The organism is Citrobacter sp. Awk 4, from assembly GCF_028069725.1.
Classification (GTDB): Bacteria; Pseudomonadota; Gammaproteobacteria; order Enterobacterales; family Enterobacteriaceae; genus Citrobacter_D.
Map to the genome: position 1 here is coordinate 1 of NZ_JANEWG010000075.1, position 17429 is coordinate 17429.

The following is a 17429-nucleotide window of genomic DNA, read 5'->3' on the forward strand; positions in this document are numbered from 1 at the left end:
TTTTTATTTAATATATATACCAATTTTATCGATCTGGAGAATAAAAGCGTGAAAAAGAATATCTTTATTTGCTTGCTTATGGCTTTGTCTACATCAACCGCCATTGCTGCACGAGGAGGTGTTGATGCAGAAAATAATGCCGGAACAGTTCACTTTACCGGGGAAATCATTGAACCAAGCTGTGTGATTGTAGGCGATAGCGGTACAGCTTATAACGTGCCACTGGGAACTTACCCTACTTCATTTTTCTCTTCGTCAGGAAAAGAGTCGGATGTCATGCCGTTAACTATTACACTTAAAGAGTGTCCGGTAAGCAGTGATGGGCTTTCCAGTATTCAGTTAACGTTTAAAGGAACGACAGTCAGTGGTTCTCCAGACATATTGCAGGTCAGTCAGATATCCACTACCGGGCCTGCAACCGTTGCAGGAGGTGTGGGTGTTGTGCTCAGCCCTGTGGATGAGGATACAACCCTTATCACATTCGATGAAGCTCCGGGACAAGTTTATATCCCATTATCAACGAGTGCATCCGATACTATTAGCGCAACCTTTGACGCTCGTTATAAATCCTATGGTACCGTAACCGCAGGTGCGGCCGATGCCGAATTACAAATCAATATTCTTTATAAGTGAACTCAATATATTATCCAGCACATTATTAAATATAATATTTAATAATACGCTGGATATATTTTCATGACGCACCCGTTTATTAAAGGTTTTTATATGCGCCTTCCTCTGCTCATCGTTTGTATTACGATTTATACTTTTACTACTCTCAGCCATGCTGCGGGGATCCAGGTGGGGCGCACGCGTGTTATTTATGATGCAAGCAAAAAAGAAGTTGCGCTGGCGCTCACCAATACAGAAAAAGAGCTCCCCTGGCTTATTCAGTCATGGACGGATACCGGAGACGGCAAAACTCGGGGACCGTTTATTGTCACCCCCCCGCTCTTTCGACTCGATCCGCAAAAAGAACAAAGCCTGCGTATTACCTGGACCGGGCAGACACTGCCCACCGATCGTGAATCTTTATTTTATATGAACATACGCACCATCCCCGCTATTGCAAAAGACGATACTCAAAAAAACGTCTTACGCCTTATTTACAAAACCAGAATAAAACTGTTCTGGCGCCCGGAAGGATTGCAAAGCACGCCAATTGATGCCTGCAAAAAACTTCGTTTTAGCCAGCGTGAAGGACAGGTATTGATTGCCAATGACAGCGACTATTACAGCGTTTTCGATACGCTACGGATTAACGGTAAGTCGCTAACCAGCGTCGATATGGTTGCACCAAAAACCAGCAAAACATTTCCCCTCGCTAATGCCGCGAATGGTTCGAAGGTGACCTGGCACTGTATTACAGATTATGGCAATGCAACCGCTGAGTTTACTGCCCGTTTAACCCAGGAATAGTGGTGCTAAATGACAGCTAATGGATTGCGCCTGTCCCTACTCCGCCCTTTGCAACGGTTCAGCCCTCTCCTGAGAGATTTGAGTAGCTTGCTCCTCATCGTAGTTTGCAACGTCAATGCGCGGGAATTTTACTTTGCACCCTCATCACTAGAGGGGGATGGGCTATCGCAACAGGATATTGATCTCTCTTTGTTTTCAAAAGAAAACGGACAGCTACCCGGCACATATCAAACCAAAGTAGTCATGAATAAACGGTACATCGATGATAAATCAATTACTTATATCAATGATAAAACGGGAGCATTACAGCCGCAGTTAACCCCTGAACAGTTACGGCAATGGGGAATTCGTGTCGAGGCTTACCCGGAACTGGCACAGTTGCCTGCCAACAAGCCGCTGGGAAAACCACCTGGCGATTACATTCCCTTTGCGGCAGTCACATTTGATTTTAATACCATGACGTTACACATCAGTATGCCGCAAGCGGCTATTGATGTGCATCATAGCGATGCGATCGCGGTTTCATCCTGGAACGACGGCGTGCCCGTGCTCTTTACCAACTATGCGTTTTCTGGCACAGCGCGTAGCGGTGGGGATCAAACCACCAGCGCCAGCCAATACCTTAACCTGCGCAGTGGCGCCAATCTCGGCGGCTGGCGGTTACGCAACTATTCAACCTGGAGTCAATCCGACGAGTCACAATCCTGGCAAACCATTAACACCTGGCTCCAGCATGATATCCGTTGTTTAAAAGCCCAGTTTATCGCGGGCGAAAACAGCACCCGTGGCGAAGTTTTTGACAGCCTGCAATACCGCGGTATCAACGTAGCGTCTGACGATCAAATGCTGCCTTATAACCAGCGGGGGTTTGCCCCGATTATTCGCGGTATCGCCAGCTCTAATGCCGAAGTCTCGGTGCGCCAAAATGGCTATGTCATCTATCAGGCCAACGTTGCACCGGGTCCTTTTGAAATTTCCGATCTCTACTCCACCAGCAATAGCGGCGATCTTGACGTGACGATTAAAGAAACCGACGGAACCGAGCATCATTTCACCCAGCCCTATTCAAGCGTCGCCATCATGCAACGCCCAGGCAATATTCGCTACGAAATGACCCTTGCCCGCTATCGCGCAGACGGTAACCATGCAACCAATGAACCCCTTTTCGCTCAGGCCAGCGTAATTTATGGTCTGAACAACTTCCTGACGTTTTTCGGCGGCGTCACCACATCCCCAGACTACCAGGCATTGAACGGTGGTACTGGGGTAATGTTGGGTGAACTGGGAGCCATCTCAACCGATGTAACCCTGGCCCGCGCGCAACTGGATAATAACGAACAGCATGACGGGCAGTCCTGGCGGCTGATGTATTCCAAACAGATTGAGGCAACAGGGACTAACTTCACCCTGGCGAGTTACCGATACTCGACCGACGGTTATTACACGTTTGCCGATGCTAACGAAAAGCACGATGCTAACGAGAGCGACTGGTCTTACAACTACAACAAGCGCAGCCGACTCCAGCTCAATCTTAGTCAAGCCGTTCTTGACAGCAGTTTGTACCTTTCTGGATATCAACAGGATTACTGGCAAACCAGCCGCAAAGAGCGAAGCATCACATCGGGTATCAATCGGATGATTGGCGGTGTTAGTGTCAATCTGGCGTATACCTATAGCAAAACCAGCGATGAAGCCAGCGATCAGATGCTATCGTTGGGTTTTAGTCTGCCACTCTCTCAATGGCTGCCTAAAAGCTGGGCCAGCTACAATCTCAGTACCAGCAAGCGGGGGAACACCACCCATAATGTTGGACTAAATGGCACGTTGCTGGATGACGACCGGCTCAGTTATTCACTCCAGCAGAGTCGGACGAATCATGACAGCGAAGACAGCAGTAGCGTCTATAGCAGTTATCGTTCTCAATATGCCAATCTCAATGCCGGGTACGCTTATGCATCCGATCACTCACAACAACTGAGCTATGGGATGAGCGGTGGGATAGTGGCCCACCCGGCAGGCGTCACGCTTTCTCAACCCTTAGGCGATCAATTCGCGATTGTCAGCGCCAAAGGCGCGTCTGGGGTGCGTTTTGCCAACCAGCGCGGCGTGCAAACCGATCTCTTTGGCAACGCGATCATCCCTTCGCTGACACCTTATCAGGAAAACGTGGTCCGTATTGATACCACCAGTTTGCCAAATGATGTGGATACGGATGCCACCGCGATGACTGTAATACCCAGTCGTAACGCCGCCGTCAGCACGCAATTTTCGACGCATATCGGCTACCGGGTTCTGGTGTCTCTTACCCGTCCTGATGGCCGGGTCATTCCCTTTGGCGCCATCGCCACCGTCGATAACCTCTCAGTCAGCGGCATTGTCGATGATCGTGGCGTGCTGTATCTCACCGGTGTTGGCGAATCTATCCCTCTGACCGTGAAGTGGGGAAACTCAGCAGAGCAACGCTGCCATGCTGATATCACACTTTCATCCTCTTCTGACACGGCCCCCGGCGGTATCCGCCAGGCCAGCGCACTCTGCAAGCCGGAGATAAATCATGCGACATAACCAACTCTACAGCGTCGGGTTTACATCCTTCATCGTCGTGGCGCTTCTAACCTTACCGGTCATCGCTCAAGCCGCCACAGTCATACTCACCGACTGCTTCCCACCGCCAGTGGACTACATCACCACCATTAATACCGAGATCCCCACTGAGAGTAATCAGGCCGGTCAAATTATTAGCAACCCGGATTACCATTTTGTCGCCGCTGGGCCATCAATGGTCGCCAACTGCGCCTGTCCGAAAGGAATGAGCACAACCTCAAGCGGTTACGTCTATGAACTCACCGCGGCGGGAAGTCCATTGCCTGCGGGCACAAATGGATATGGCTACCTGACCGATCATTTAGATATTGATGTCATCGCCTACAGTGATGCCATAAATTCCCCCGATGGTGCTGGCATAACGCCAATCAGCATTGATAGCTACCCCACTCCGCTCGCAAGCATGAAGAAGGTCAATGAATCGATAAAACCGACTGAAGCAACCAGCGATGTATGCAGTGACGCAACGCGCCCCTCCGGCGGAAGCAACACTAAGCGAGAATTTAAGTGGAACGTTGTGATGATCACGCTCTACGTTAAGCAGGCTATTTTAGGCGAAGAGATAATCCCACTGACGGTTATCGCGCAAAACTACTCCTGCCTCTCTACCGGAAACTTTTGCACCGTCACCGACACACAGCAGGTCTCCGACTTCAAGTTAGTGGGTAAATTCAGCGCCCCGCTCAGTTGTACGATTAACGCAGGTAGCACCATTGAGGTTGAACTCGGCAATATTGTGAGTTCACAGTTCGCTACACCAGGCGAGCCTCCGGCAAGCTATACGCTCAAAGATGTTAATATCTCTTACCATTGTGACGATCCGGCGGCCAGTAACACCGGGAAAATTAAACTGACACTCAGTGCCGATCAAGGGGTGGTCCCAGGCAGCAACAGCCTGATTGCAAAAATGGAGGGGCGGGATGACATTGGCGTGCGGGTGTTTGACCAACACAGCGATAACGTCGCGCTGGATGGCTCGTTCGACTTACCGGTGACAATGGATGAACAGGGAAACGGCAGTATCACCATGAAAGCCGCCCCGGTCAGCACCACCTCAAAAAGGCCGGAACCGGGTAAATTTGAGGGCAACGTCACCGTGAAAATGGATCTCCGCTAGCAGAGTGACCGCCCAGCCTACCTGCGCTGGGCGATACAACTTATCAGAAGCCAAGACTGTCCAGCAAATCATCCACCTGGTCCTGGCTGGCAACAACGCCGGCCTTCGAGGTGTCGACCTGCGGGCCATTCAGCAGGCTTTCATTTTCGCGTTTCGGACGTGCGCCCTGCTCCGGAATGTTTTCCAGCAAGACCATCAGCAGCTGACGCTCAATCTCCTGAATCACATCCATCATGCGCTTGATCACCTGACCGGTGAGATCCTGGAAATCCTGCGCCATCATAATGTCGAGTAACTGCGCATTGGTAAAACTGGTATGCCCCGGCACATCGCCAAGGTATTTTCGCGTATCGGTGACCAGTTCACGGGCGTCAGAAAGTTCGATCGGATTTTCAAACCACGCATCCCAACGCTGGGATAGCGCTTTCGCCCCTTTCTCCATTTCATCCTGGTGTGGCTGAGACGCTTCAACGCTGTTCAGCGCGCGTTCTGCCGCCTGCGCCGTCATCTGCACGACATAATCCAGACGATCGCGCGCATCCGGAATCGCTTCCGCCGCTTCCGCAATGGCCTGATCCAGCCCCAGTTCCCGCAGGCTGTCGCGTAACATTCGGGTCAGGCTGCCAATGCGCGCGATGATATCCCCTGCCGAGTGATCATCCGCAGGTTTGATTGATGGTTGCATCATCGTCACACCCTCACATACCCAGTTTCTCAAAGATTTTGTTGAGTTTCTCTTCCAGCGTCGCGGCGGTGAACGGCTTCACCACGTAACCGCTTGCCCCAGCCTGGGCCGCAGCAATGATGTTCTCTTTCTTGGCTTCCGCCGTCACCATCAATACTGGCAGTGAGGACATTCCGCCGTCTGCACGGATCGTTTTTAGCAGTTCAAGACCGTCCATGTTGGGCATATTCCAGTCAGAAATGACAAAACCAAACCCACCGGCCTGCAATTTGCTCAACGCGTCCACGCCGTCCTCGGCCTCTTCGACGTTATTAAAACCCAGCTCTTTTAGCAGGTTGCGCACAATGCGACGCATGGTGGAAAAGTCATCCACAACCAAAAATTTAAGCTCTTTATCCGCCATAAAAATTTACTCCCGATTCAAATACGTATTGCCTGTCCGGCACTGATTTTCGCCAGCATCTGCTGGCTTACCTGGCTAAGATCGACCACTTCGCTCACGCCACCCATATTGATGGCCTCGCGCGGCATGCCGAACACCACACAACTTGCTTCATTTTGCGCAATGGTCCAGGCGCCTGCCTGGTGCATCGCTAACATCCCCGCCGCGCCATCGTTGCCCATCCCCGTGAGGATCACCCCCACAGCGTTGCGCCCCGCATGAATCGCCACCGAATGAAACAACACATCGACCGACGGGCGATGGCGATTAACCGGTGGCCCGTCGTGAATTTTGATTTGATAGTTCGCCCCGCTGCGCGCCAGCTCCATGTGCTTATCTCCGGGCGCGATATAGGCGTGTCCGGGTAACACACGCTCACCGTGTTCTGCTTCTTTCACGCTGATTTGACACAGTTTGTTCAGGCGCTCAGCGAAGGAACGGGTAAACCCAGGCGGCATATGTTGCGTGATAATCACCGCCGGACTGGAGAGCGGCAGCGGCTGCAGGACATGGCGTATCGCTTCGGTTCCCCCGGTTGATGCGCCAATGGCGATCAACTTTTCCGAACTCAGTAGCGGTCCGGATTTCAGGGTGACAGGCGCCGCCATTGGTTTATGAGCGGCCAGACGCGCACGCGACGCCGTACGTACTTTTTCCGCAATCATCTCACTGTAGGCCAGCATGCCTTCACGAATACCGAGTTGCGGTTTGGTCACAAAATCAATCGCCCCCAACTCCAGCGCACGCAGGGTCACTTCGGAACCTTTGCCGGTCAGGGAAGAGACCATCACGACCGGCATTGGCCGCAGTCGCATCAATTTTTCAAGGAAATCAAGACCGTCCATTCGCGGCATTTCGACATCCAGCGTCAGAACATCGGGGTTATATTTCTTGATTAAATCCCGCGCCACTAACGGGTCCGGCGCCGTCGCCACCATCTCCATATCACTATGGCTGTTTATAATCTCGGTCATGATTTGGCGCATAAGCGCGGAATCATCAACTGACAACACCCTGATTTTACTCATACTTTATCCTTACTCAGCGCATACACCGTCTGTCCGCGCAGGCAAAAATCGCGCACAAGGTGGCTAAAGTTTTCTGAGTGACCGGCAAACAGCAGTCCGTCAGGTTTAAGGAGTGGAACAAATCGGCGCAAAATGTCCTGCTGCGTCGTTTTATCAAAATAGATCATCACGTTACGGCAAAATATGGCGTCGAACGGTTCCGGTACGTTGTACTGCTTATCCAGCAAATTAACGCTGGAAAACTCGACGTAATTGGCCAGTTCCTGACGCACGCGAACCAGCCCTTCGTGGGGACCCGTCCCCCTCATGAAATAACGCTGCAACTGCTGTGGTGATAGCGTTTTTAGCTCATCAAGGCGATAAATCCCGCTTCTCGCCTTTTCCAGCACTTCGGTGTCAATATCGCTGGCAAACACTTTCCAGCGTCCCGGCGCGGTGCCAAGCGCGTCCGCCAAAGTAATGGCGATACTGTATGGCTCCTCTCCGGTGGAAGCCGCCGCGCTCCACACCCGATATTCGCCGTTACGACGACGCGCATGTTCTGCCAACACGGGAAAATGATGACCTTCTCGAAAAAACGCGGTCAGATTCGTGGTCAGTGCGTTAATGAACGCCTGCCATTCGGCGCTGTTTTGGTTAGCCTCCAGCGTGCTGAGATAACGACCAAAGTCGTCCAGTCCCAGCGTACGCAAACGGCGAACCAGGCGGTTATAGACCATATCCCGCTTGTGATCCGCCAGTACGATGCCCGCACGCTGGTAGATTAATTGACATATCCGACGAAAATGCGCGTCAGACAGCGCGAGGCGCTGTGTCATCTGTAACAATAATGACGTTTGCCCGGTGGGCGGAGATGATGTCATAGCGCCTTCTCAATCACATTCAGAATGCAACCGACACCGCTTATCACGGTGCCGATGCTTATTGTGGTACGACGTGCACTTCAGGTTTATACGACCGTCAGAATGTTTCCCAATTGCTGTCCGGCGCTGTTGTCAGCGGTCGGGATTGTGCGTTGTGAGGCGTATTGTCGGGGCGATGCGCCTCACGCGGTTTGTTGGCAAGGGGCCGTGATGCCAGTCGGAATGCCGAGACGGCCTTAGTCAAACGACTGGCCTGCTCCTCGAGCGCCGCAGCGGCCGCCGCAGACTCCTGTACCAGCGAGGCGTTTTGTTGCGTAACGCGGTCCATTTCAGACACCGCCAGCGCCACCTGATCGATACCACGGCTCTGCTCGTCTGATGCGGAGGCGATTTCTCCCATGATGTCGGTGACGCGTGTCACGGCATTGACGATGTCGTTCATCGTCTCACCCGCACTTTCCACCAGCACTGAGCCGGTATCGACCCGCGACACAGAGTCCTCAATCAGCGCTTTAATCTCTTTCGCCGCTTGCGCGCTTCGGCTGGCCAGATTTCGTACCTCGCCGGCGACCACCGCGAACCCGCGCCCCTGCTCCCCGGCGCGAGCCGCTTCCACAGCGGCGTTCAGCGCCAGGATGTTGGTCTGAAAGGCAATTCCGTCAATAACGCTGATGATGTCGGCGATTTTCTTAGAGCTGTCGGCAATCTCATGCATCGTTTTCACAACACCGTCGACCACTTTGCCGCCGTGCTGCGCCGTATCAGAAGCACTTTGCGCGAGCTGCGATGCCTGACGCGCGTTGTCGGCGTTTTGTTTCACCGTTGCAGTGAGTTGCTCCATGCTGGCGGCGGTCTCTTCCAGCGCCGACGCCTGTTGCTCGGTGCGTGAAGAGAGATCGGTATTACCCGTGGCGATTTCGCTGGTGCCAGAATAAATGGCATCAGAACCTTCACGAACCTGCGCCACCGTGTCAATCAACGAACGCTGCATGTGATCAACGCTGCCTGCCAGCTCGCCAATCTCGTTGCGTCCGGCGACGGTTAACGTCGTCGTCAAATCGCCACTGGCAATTTCGCGAATGTGGCTAATCACCTTTGCCAGTGGATTCAGTAAGGTATGGCGAATACCGTACCAGACGACCACCAGAATCAGCACCAGTACCACCGCAAGAATGGCGAGCTGCCATTGCGCAAAGTGATAATCACGGGCGCTTTCGTCGAACGCCTGGCGATACAGTTTCTCGCTGACGCTGGCATATTTGCCCAGCGCTTCGCCCAGCGCGTTTTGCATCCCCTGGGTAGGTTGTGCAAAGTACGCGTCCATGTTGCCGCGATCCAGGAACTGAATCAGTTCTGCCAGCGCCGCATGGTATTGCAGGTATTTCTCATCCACATTGCCGCTGGCCTCCGCCATTTCAGGCAAGGGGGTAATGTTTTTGAATGTGTTGTAATGCTCCGCCGCCTGGTCCAGAACGTTTTTGGCATTCTTCAGCAGATCGCTTTTGGCGCTGCTCTGCTGGTTACTGGCGTCCATCATCATGCGCGCGGCAGAACGACTCAGGTTAATACGCGTTTGCAGCATCAAGTCCCATGTCGAGGTAAGCTCACTCTGCTGCTGGCGTAAATCGTTAGAAATAACAAAACTTTGCTGATTCTGCTGCAATGAAGAAAACAACAGACCACCGGAAACAAGCTGTAGCAGTGCGAAAACCCCCAGCACCATCATCAGCATTGTGACAACGCGGATACGGTTAAACATAAGGCACCTTCCTGAAAACGAGTTATCTCCGTTATCGGCACCCCAGGGCAGAACTTTACATTTGCGAAAAGGAAAAAATGGGACTAGAACGCAATATCGACGACAACCGTGTCGGTATACGTCCCTGCGGGCGGCGTCGTTTGCGTATTCAGAATTTTGGCCGTGTAGTTATATGTGCGCAGTAGACCGTCGGAACTCAATGAGGAAGAGTCACTACTGGCCCAGCGCTCCGTCCCGCTGCTTCCCCAGCGTTCAGTGGTACTGCCTTTGTATATCTCATAACTCAATCGATTGCCGCCACTCGCCATATTTCTGACATTCCCACTCGCGTTACTGCCGTTATTGATACCGACGCTGTAGGTGCTGCCTTTGGTGCAAGTGACTGAAACGGACTGGGTGATGGTGGGGAAATTTTTCACCAGCGGCGCGCTGCCAAAATTGACGTTTGGCGCGGTAATGGTGATGCAGTCGTTGGTGACAGTCAGGATCAGTTGTAGCGTCGTTGCCACCGTGTTGGTTTGAGTGGTAATGCACGCCCCCAGCGCGCCGACCTGGCAAATATTGTAGTAAACGTTGAAATTGAAGATGAGCTGGTACGGCCCTGCGCTGACGTTTTGCCCCGTTAGGGTGTGAAAATAGAGCGGCAAGGTAAAGCGCTTTGAACCCAATAACGCCAGCAGCGTCGTTCCGCTCCACGTGTAACTGCCGTTGATGCCGATTTCACTGTTATTGGCGCAACCGGATTGACCGCACAGTCGAACCGGAATGGCATCCGCCACGCTAGCGTCCACACGCTTTAAAGCCCCCCGACTGTTGACCGTGGCCGAGGCTCCCGTGTAGGTCAGTTTGACCGTGTCATTATTGAGTAAGCCGAGTACCACATCGCATTGCACCAACAGATCGGCGCTACTCGTTTGTTCGGAAGTGTTCACGGTAAAGGAGGAAACACTGCCTAACGCGCCGCTGGTCGTCGCAACCGAACACGCTGCCTGAACGCCCGGCGCTATCATCAGTAACGCGAGCAACCACACTCCCCGAACGATCACTCTGAGCGACTCCGGCAAATGAGCGGGCCATAGGTTTGCAGCTTATGCTGAGGATTCGCGACCAGCGTAAGCGTCGCCTGACAATGCCTGCCATCTGGCGTTGTTGCCTGCAAGACAGTGACATTCTCTAAATTCTCCAGCCAGACGATGCCGTCGTATCCCATCACGGCGGGTTTCTTTTGTGATCGCATGACCTGGCTTGCAACGGGCAAGGGTTGATCGTTCTCATCATGCAGAATAACGCTGGCCACCCGCTCCTGCTCCATGGGGAAATCCACCAGATAGCCGCTTTGGCGCCGCAACGCTACCCTGCGTTCGGTTTCCTTCAACCGGATATCCGCCGGTAAATTTAAGGTATTGATGCTGTAATTCGCCGGGTAATAGGCTGAAACGCTGCTAATCAGCAAATACCCCTTCTGATTGGTTTTCCCGATGGGTTGATGTTCATAATTGACCGGAACATCAGCATGGCCGTCAGTGCTGACCACCACAAACGCATCGTTGATCTTGTTGGCGGCAAACAGTTGATTGTCCATCAGCACCAGCGAGCCCATTGCTTCGCCCCACCAGGTCATTTCATCACTCTCGCCGTAGGTTCCACCCTGTAGCTCGACATTGTTATTCCGCCAGCCCAGCGTTGCCTGCTGGTAGTCGCTGTCTTGCGATTGTCGCGCCCAGGCCAGATTCCAGCTAAACCCGCCGTCGGTCGGCATCGAATGGGTATAGTTAACGCGTTGCGTCTGCCCCGCATCTGGCGTTTTCTCCATGCTGAACGCGGCGCTGTCACGTTCGCCCAACGGGATTTGCACCGACATTGCCAGCGTCCAGTCACCCTGTTGTTGATCCCGGCTGGCGGCAAGATACAGGCTGCTGCTCCCCCACAAATTCCGACTCCAGGAGAGATTGAGCAATTGTGTTTTTTGCGCGTCGACGCTACGGATATCGATCCATGCCGCCCCGACATTACCGAAGGTCCCCATATTGAAGGTGAGCGAATACTGATCGCTGCGCTGACTCAGTGACGCCAGCGGTTGATTGTCATCATCCGTAGTATCAGGTTGATCGTAGAGCGCCAGATTGCCAAACCCCCGTTCACGTCGGGCATGTTGTGTCGCGAGACTGAACGCGGCGGTACTGTACTGATACCCCCAGTTTATCTGATGACCGCTTTGCTCCCGCATCCGGCTTTCCGTCCATGCGCCATTCACCACGCCGAAACGCCCCAGTTTGACCAGCGCTCCCACGCCAGCCAACGCCAGCTCCTCCGCCGCTTCCCCGTGACCTTCCAGCGTCAGCGAATCCGTGACGCCATATCGGTATGTCGCACTCCCCACCGCCGGACCGTAGTCAGCATTGTCGCTACCGTAGTTGCGCCGCAGACTCCCTAACGTCGCCGCGCCATCACTCATACCGGGTTTCAACAGTTCACTGGCAACGTAAAACGGTAATGTTGTGCTCACCTGCCTGCCCAACGCATCACGCGTGATCAGTACCGCATCGCCCGCGCCATTAATGTAGGGCAAATTGGTGAGCGTAAATGGCCCCGGCTGGAGTTGCGTCGACCCTGCCCGATAACCATCAATGAACAGGTCTACCGATGTCGGAACAGCCGCTTCGCCAGAGAATTCCGGCAGCGGCCAGGTTACAAGGTCGGGACGTAGTGAAAAATCACGCCCCCAGTAAAGACCGCCCACCCGCACACTGTTGCTCCAGCTCAGGGCGTCGCTTATCACATCTCCGAGACGCCACTGGGTAGCATCTTCTTCATGAGTGGCCGTAAACACGGTGTCATAGCGAACATAACCCTCCTGCTGATCGTGGCTTCCCGCCAGATTCTGCCGCACATAGCCTGTCGAAGAGAAAGATCCTGCATCATTAAAAAAGCGCAGTTCATGCCAGACCGAGACCTGCCCACCGTCATGAGAATCGCTGGCGTAAAAATCGTAGTTAAGTAATGCGCCGCGTCCGTGATGCGGCATACTCTGCGCCGACTCGCCGCCAAAATGCATAACCCGTTGGGGCACCCAGTCGCGAGGAACCGTCAGTAACAGGCGCTGCTCGCTGCTATCGTATTCGGTTTTGACCTGCGCTAAACGTGATGTGTTGACTTCCCCTTGCGGAAGTTTGTCCGGCGGGAGTCCGGCACGCTGCAAATCTGCGCTGGCGACATAAAATTCCCCCTGTCGCAAAGTTACCGGCACCACCTGTTGTGTATCGTAGTGATTCACGATCAGCGCCAGATGGAAGACCGCGTCGCTATTCATCGCGTGGGCATCCGGCGGCGGTGGCAGTGCGTCATCTCCCGGCTCCGCCTGACACGGCGAGGTACTGGTCAATAGCACGGTCATCGCCACTCCCCTCAATTGGCGGGAGCAGACTGCCATTGGCCACCCTGCGTGTTGGCTGCCGAGGTTAACTCAGCAGGGTGAGAAACACCTGCAGGTAGCGGCCAGCGCCGAAAACTGCCGGGCAGAACATAGCCCAACAGACCATCAGCCACGGTATAACGCGATCCCCCTTGTTGTAGCGATACTTTGCTGAGCCGGACATGCACATCGCTCTGATTACGGACTTCCAGTTGCGGTTTTCCCTGTTCCTGCACCACCCGCCAGTTGAGTTGCTGCACATTAACGCGTGCGTGATGTTCCCCTTCAGACGAGGTAGCGACCCCTTGCCCGTAAACAAAGAGCGGTAGTGAATAGCGCATCTGCACGTTGAGTCCCATCTGCGGCGTACTGACGCTTTCAGGCTGCGGGATCTCGTCGACAATAATTCGGTAAGCCTGTTCAACCCCGGCGGGAACCGTCGTCTGTTTAATCAGCCGGATGAGTTGTTTACTCCCCTTCTCAATACGCACAATTGGAGGACTGGCGACCACATCCTGCTGTTGCTGATACCGTTCAAACCCTCCATCCTGCCGCCAGCGCACGATGCGTATCTGCATCGTCATCGCCGAATCACCCTGATTCTGGATCCACAGTTCAGTGGCCTGGCTGTCAGCGGCAAGCCAGGGATCGATTGGCCAGAGTAAAATCGTTCCTGCGCTGTGTGCCCCCTGAGCCAGTAGCATTGCCGTCAAGGTAAACCATCGTCCCAGATTCAGACGCATCTTCATCACATCACTCCCTTACTACCACGACAGGGTCACGGTAAGTTGATCTGAATAGTTTCCCGCCGGACTGAATCCGGTCAGAAATGCAACGCCAAATAGCGGCAGCGCAATATTGTTGCTGTCGCTGTAAACCACCGATACCGGCTGATTAACCCCAATTTCACTGTTCGCCGCCAGCGATGATGCGCTGTAGAGCCGATAGGCCACTCGCTGGGTGTCTTCCGAACGCTGCATATTTCGCACTGATGTAAAATGGCGTCCTCCATCGATACTCATACTGAGCGACACCCCCGGCGTACAGGCCAGAGATAGCGCGGCATTCGGTACAAAACGGGTATTCACCTGCCGCGTTTCTACCCCGCTGTAGCGACCAAAATCGAGCGTTCCCAGCACCCCGCCGCTACCGGTGGTAATGGAGCAGCCTGGCGTTACGGTGGCACTGAGCTGAAAAGACTGGGTCGTGACGGCCTGCGCCGCCCCCCATATGCCGACCACCAGCCCAAGAACCAGGCGTAACAGTGCCCCGCTCCCAATACAGAAGTGTGCGTATGAACAGCTCATTTTTTATCAGTAAATTACGCTGACATTGATGGTGTCGGTATAGGTTCCGGGCACGACAGAAACGCTGTTGCCGCCGCCCTGAATGCGACCATACAGGGTGTAGTTATCGACACCCGCAGTGGTCGAGGCTTTCGGGATGGGGGTATTGTTGTTGATGACATTACTGAATCCGCTGTCGCTGTACAGACTGTAAGCAACGCCCTGCGTTGTGTCTGCCGTGTTGATAAGGTAACGAGCGGGCGTACCCGGCGTTCCCACCACATTACCTGGCGCGGAAGCGTTCGTGTTGCCGGTGATTTGTACCGTGTAATCCGTCGTGGTGCACTGAATACCAAAGCTGTTGCCTCCTCCCGCGCCGGTTAACTGCGTCGTCAATTCTGAAAATGTCGCCGGATGCGCGCCAAAATCAAGCGTACCGAAATTAATCCCGTTCTGGCTGGGCGAACCGTTAATCAAGCAGCCGTTGGTCAGCGTCAGCGTCGCACCGATTGTCCCGTTGCTTGAGAGCGCGAGGACGGAAGGCACAGGCAACAGAAACACACAAGCGGTGCCCAGCAGCAGAGACATGTTGTTCATCACTTCCCCTCCAGAAATCACCACCCTCGATGTTCCTTCCATCAGGTTAGGGCAGGAACAGTAACAATCTGATAAACAGAAATTTAGTTTATGTATGAGAAATCAACCACCAGCGCAGCGCATTGCCATACTTATGACGTATTGACATAAAAACATCATAATTATCAAAAATTTAACATTTAACCGGAAAATGAAAAATGCGGTGTCAGGAGGATATATTCATTCTTATGCGATCAAGATCACATAATCGCGCCCAAAAGAACGCAACAAAATGGATAAAGAATAAAAAATAGTTGTATCCCTCCTCGCTTTACTCCAATTTAGGTAATGAATAATTCAGTGTCTCAAATAAATAAAATACATGCGTCACTGAAAACAAAATGTTAAATCGAGCTGGGAGCTTTTTAGTGGCAAATGCAAACAAACTCACGTTATTTATCGTGATCTTCATGCTGGCTGGCATTCTGTCTGGGGCGGCGATTCACTCATACACCAGCCAGGACACCATTGCCGCATGGTCTGATAACATCACTCTCCTCACTGATATCTTCCTTAGACTTATCAAGATGGTGATTGCGCCACTGGTGTTCAGCACGTTGACCGTAGGGATTATGCGTCTGGGAGAAACCGCCACCATTGGCCGCGTGGGGGGAAAAGCGATGATCTGGTTTATTAGCTCGTCCGTCCTGTCCATTCTGGTGGGGCTATTTATCGTGATGATCGAGCAACCGGGCGGCGGGTTAAATCTGGCGATCCCTGCAGAATCGGTGGATACCGGTCTTGCAGTGACAGGGATGAGTTTAAAGGGCTTTTTGTCTCATACCATTCCAACCAGTATTGCAGGGGCGATGGCCGATAATGAAATTTTGCAAATCGTCGTGTTCTCGCTGTTTTTCGGTATTGGCGGCGCGTCGCTCGGTGAAAAATTCAACGCCCCGCTGGTTGCTGCGCTGGATGTGGTGTCACACATTATGCTGAAGGTCACGGGGTACGTTATGTACGTCGCGCCGCTGGCGATTTTTGCTGCCATTTCCTCGGTTATCGCCAATGAGGGGCTGGGCATTTTACTTCACTACGCCTCCTTTATTGGTGGCTATTACGCCGCGATTCTGATGACCTGCCTGGTGTTGTTAGCGGTGGGTTACGTGGTGCTGAAAAAAGAGGTGTTTCGCCTGCTCAGTATGCTGAAGGACCCTGTGCTGGTGGCGTTTACGACCAGCAGTTCAGAAGCGGCTTACCCGAAAACTCTCGAACAACTGACCAAATTCGGCTGTTCGCGCAACATAGTGTCGTTTGTACTGCCGATCGGTTACTCCTTCAACCTGGTCGGCTCAATGGTGTACTGCTCATTTGCCTCAATGTTTATCGCGCAGGCCTACAATATTCATCTCTCTTTTGCCGAGATTAGCGTATTGATGCTGACGCTGATGCTAGCGTCAAAAGGGATCGCCGGCGTACCGCGTTCCGCACTGGTGGTACTGGCGGCCACGATCCCAAGCTTTAATATTCCGGTCGCCGGGATCTTGCTGCTGATGGGTATCGATCACTTCCTCGATATGGGGCGTTCCGCCATTAATGTGTTAGGAAACGGGATCGCCACGGCGATGCTGGCACAGGACGAAGGGCAGTTGAATGAAGAAGAAGATGTCCACGAAACAGGGACAGAGCAGGTGGAGGCCTGATAGTCATACGCTCTTCACAGGAGTGACGTGGGCCAACTAAGAAATTAGGCAGAATCTGTCACTCTGGAGAAAGGTGACGTTCACTTTATGTTCACTGCTTCTCTGAAGCCACCCTACCTGTGAACGTGCAAGGGAGGCTCACCGCCGCCTCCCTTGCAACCCAGGCTCCCGGCAAGGAAAATCGTCGCTTCGCGATACATTCGTCTTATGCCGTCTGCCTTTCGGGTCAAGGTCGAGCCTGCATCCCTGCAGGCCGTCCCCTCCGCCCGCGTCCCTGCGGGCGGCCCCGGTCAGCCGTCAACGTCTCATCGATTTTCAGCCGGACCGTGGTGTCGCTTCCGCATTCTGACTTTCAGTGATTTCCGTTTGGCTGTTTAAACAAAAACTCAGATGGTCAGGTGTGGGAAGGGTCCGGCCGAAAATTGCCGACGTGTTTCCGTAAGGCCGGGGGAACCCGCAGGGATGCGGGTTCAGGGCGCGTTTTACAGGGATAATGAGATGGACGCTCCAGATTTTGCGGCATCAAAGTACCAGA

General features: G+C 53.3%; 15 protein-coding genes. 5 read left to right on the forward strand and 10 right to left on the reverse strand.

The genetic code is table 11. From position 1 onward, the window contains the following. The 4 genes from NNO04_RS20885 to NNO04_RS20900 all read left to right on the forward strand — a co-directional run. A partial coding sequence (locus tag NNO04_RS20885) for a fimbrial protein (RefSeq protein WP_333909010.1) occupies positions 1-633 on the forward strand: 633 nt, incomplete at its 5' end. Positions 634-696: 63 nt separating this feature from the next. Continuing rightward, entirely contained in the window at positions 697-1419 is a 723-nt protein-coding gene (locus tag NNO04_RS20890; protein WP_333909011.1) for a fimbrial biogenesis chaperone, read from the forward strand. 9 nt (positions 1420-1428) lie between these two features. Continuing rightward, on the forward strand, positions 1429-3984 hold the full coding sequence (locus tag NNO04_RS20895) for a fimbria/pilus outer membrane usher protein (RefSeq protein WP_271446284.1): 2556 nt from the start codon (positions 1429-1431) through the stop codon (positions 3982-3984). Next, on the forward strand, positions 3974-5140 hold the full coding sequence (locus NNO04_RS20900; RefSeq protein WP_271446285.1) for a fimbrial protein: 1167 nt from the start codon (positions 3974-3976) through the stop codon (positions 5138-5140). Before NNO04_RS20895 ends, NNO04_RS20900 begins: the two co-directional genes overlap by 11 nt. A gap of 43 nt (positions 5141-5183) precedes the next feature. Here NNO04_RS20900 and cheZ read toward each other — a convergent pair whose 3' ends face one another. The 10 genes from cheZ to NNO04_RS20950 form a co-directional block, all read right to left on the reverse strand. Further along, a complete protein-coding gene (gene cheZ, locus NNO04_RS20905) occupies positions 5184-5828 on the reverse strand; it encodes a protein phosphatase CheZ (RefSeq protein ID WP_203360902.1) in 645 nt (214 codons plus the stop codon). A 10-nt stretch (positions 5829-5838) separates the two neighbouring features. After that, a complete protein-coding gene (gene cheY / locus NNO04_RS20910) occupies positions 5839-6228 on the reverse strand; it encodes a chemotaxis response regulator CheY (RefSeq protein WP_271446286.1) in 390 nt (129 codons plus the stop codon). A gap of 17 nt (positions 6229-6245) precedes the next feature. Next, complete coding sequence (locus NNO04_RS20915; RefSeq protein ID WP_271446287.1) at positions 6246-7295, reverse strand: protein-glutamate methylesterase/protein-glutamine glutaminase; 1050 nt, start codon at positions 7293-7295, stop codon at positions 6246-6248. Continuing rightward, positions 7292-8158, reverse strand: coding sequence for a protein-glutamate O-methyltransferase CheR (cheR, locus tag NNO04_RS20920; RefSeq protein WP_271446288.1), 867 nt, complete (start codon positions 8156-8158; stop codon positions 7292-7294). The genes NNO04_RS20915 and cheR overlap by 4 nt, the downstream gene beginning before the upstream one ends. Positions 8159-8255: 97 nt before the next feature. Continuing rightward, a complete protein-coding gene (tar, locus tag NNO04_RS20925) occupies positions 8256-9917 on the reverse strand; it encodes a methyl-accepting chemotaxis protein II (protein ID WP_271446289.1) in 1662 nt (553 codons plus the stop codon). An 83-nt stretch (positions 9918-10000) separates the two neighbouring features. Then, entirely contained in the window at positions 10001-10927 is a 927-nt protein-coding gene (locus NNO04_RS20930) for a Csu type fimbrial protein (protein ID WP_271446294.1), read from the reverse strand. 32 nt (positions 10928-10959) lie between these two features. Continuing rightward, the gene (locus NNO04_RS20935; protein ID WP_271446290.1) at positions 10960-13347 is read right to left on the reverse strand and encodes a fimbria/pilus outer membrane usher protein; all 2388 of its coding nucleotides are present in this window, start codon (positions 13345-13347) and stop codon (positions 10960-10962) included. After that, on the reverse strand, positions 13323-14072 hold the full coding sequence (locus NNO04_RS20940; RefSeq protein ID WP_442870759.1) for a fimbrial biogenesis chaperone: 750 nt from the start codon (positions 14070-14072) through the stop codon (positions 13323-13325). Before NNO04_RS20940 ends, NNO04_RS20935 begins: the two co-directional genes overlap by 25 nt. 21 nt (positions 14073-14093) lie before the next feature. Continuing rightward, the gene (locus NNO04_RS20945) at positions 14094-14636 is read right to left on the reverse strand and encodes a Csu type fimbrial protein (protein WP_271446291.1); all 543 of its coding nucleotides are present in this window, start codon (positions 14634-14636) and stop codon (positions 14094-14096) included. 6 nt (positions 14637-14642) lie between these two features. Continuing rightward, entirely contained in the window at positions 14643-15203 is a 561-nt protein-coding gene (locus tag NNO04_RS20950) for a Csu type fimbrial protein (protein ID WP_271446296.1), read from the reverse strand. A gap of 416 nt (positions 15204-15619) precedes the next feature. Here NNO04_RS20950 and NNO04_RS20955 point away from each other — a divergent pair, with 416 nt between their 5' ends. Further along, positions 15620-16894: a dicarboxylate/amino acid:cation symporter gene (locus tag NNO04_RS20955; protein ID WP_271446297.1), complete on the forward strand. Its 1275-nt coding sequence runs from the start codon at positions 15620-15622 to the stop codon at positions 16892-16894. Positions 16895-17429: the final 535 nt, after the last annotated feature.

What these genes read in the sequence shown, in the direction of transcription:
- NNO04_RS20890 (WP_333909011.1), top strand. Translation starts at nt 697, where the DNA reads ATGACGCACCCGTTTATTAAAGGTTTTTATATGCGCCTTCCTCTGCTC.
- NNO04_RS20895 (WP_271446284.1), top strand. Translation starts at nt 1,429, where the DNA reads ATGACAGCTAATGGATTGCGCCTGTCCCTACTCCGCCCTTTGCAACGG.
- NNO04_RS20900 (WP_271446285.1), top strand. Translation starts at nt 3,974, where the DNA reads ATGCGACATAACCAACTCTACAGCGTCGGGTTTACATCCTTCATCGTC.
- cheZ (WP_203360902.1), bottom strand. Translation starts at nt 5,828, where the DNA reads ATGATGCAACCATCAATCAAACCTGCGGATGATCACTCGGCAGGGGAT.
- cheY (WP_271446286.1), bottom strand. Translation starts at nt 6,228, where the DNA reads ATGGCGGATAAAGAGCTTAAATTTTTGGTTGTGGATGACTTTTCCACC.
- NNO04_RS20915 (WP_271446287.1), bottom strand. Translation starts at nt 7,295, where the DNA reads ATGAGTAAAATCAGGGTGTTGTCAGTTGATGATTCCGCGCTTATGCGC.
- cheR (WP_271446288.1), bottom strand. Translation starts at nt 8,158, where the DNA reads ATGACATCATCTCCGCCCACCGGGCAAACGTCATTATTGTTACAGATG.
- tar (WP_271446289.1), bottom strand. Translation starts at nt 9,917, where the DNA reads ATGTTTAACCGTATCCGCGTTGTCACAATGCTGATGATGGTGCTGGGG.
- NNO04_RS20930 (WP_271446294.1), bottom strand. Translation starts at nt 10,927, where the DNA reads ATGATAGCGCCGGGCGTTCAGGCAGCGTGTTCGGTTGCGACGACCAGC.
- NNO04_RS20935 (WP_271446290.1), bottom strand. Translation starts at nt 13,347, where the DNA reads ATGGCAGTCTGCTCCCGCCAATTGAGGGGAGTGGCGATGACCGTGCTA.
- NNO04_RS20940 (WP_442870759.1), bottom strand. Translation starts at nt 14,072, where the DNA reads ATGCGTCTGAATCTGGGACGATGGTTTACCTTGACGGCAATGCTACTG.
- NNO04_RS20945 (WP_271446291.1), bottom strand. Translation starts at nt 14,636, where the DNA reads ATGAGCTGTTCATACGCACACTTCTGTATTGGGAGCGGGGCACTGTTA.
- NNO04_RS20950 (WP_271446296.1), bottom strand. Translation starts at nt 15,203, where the DNA reads ATGTCTCTGCTGCTGGGCACCGCTTGTGTGTTTCTGTTGCCTGTGCCT.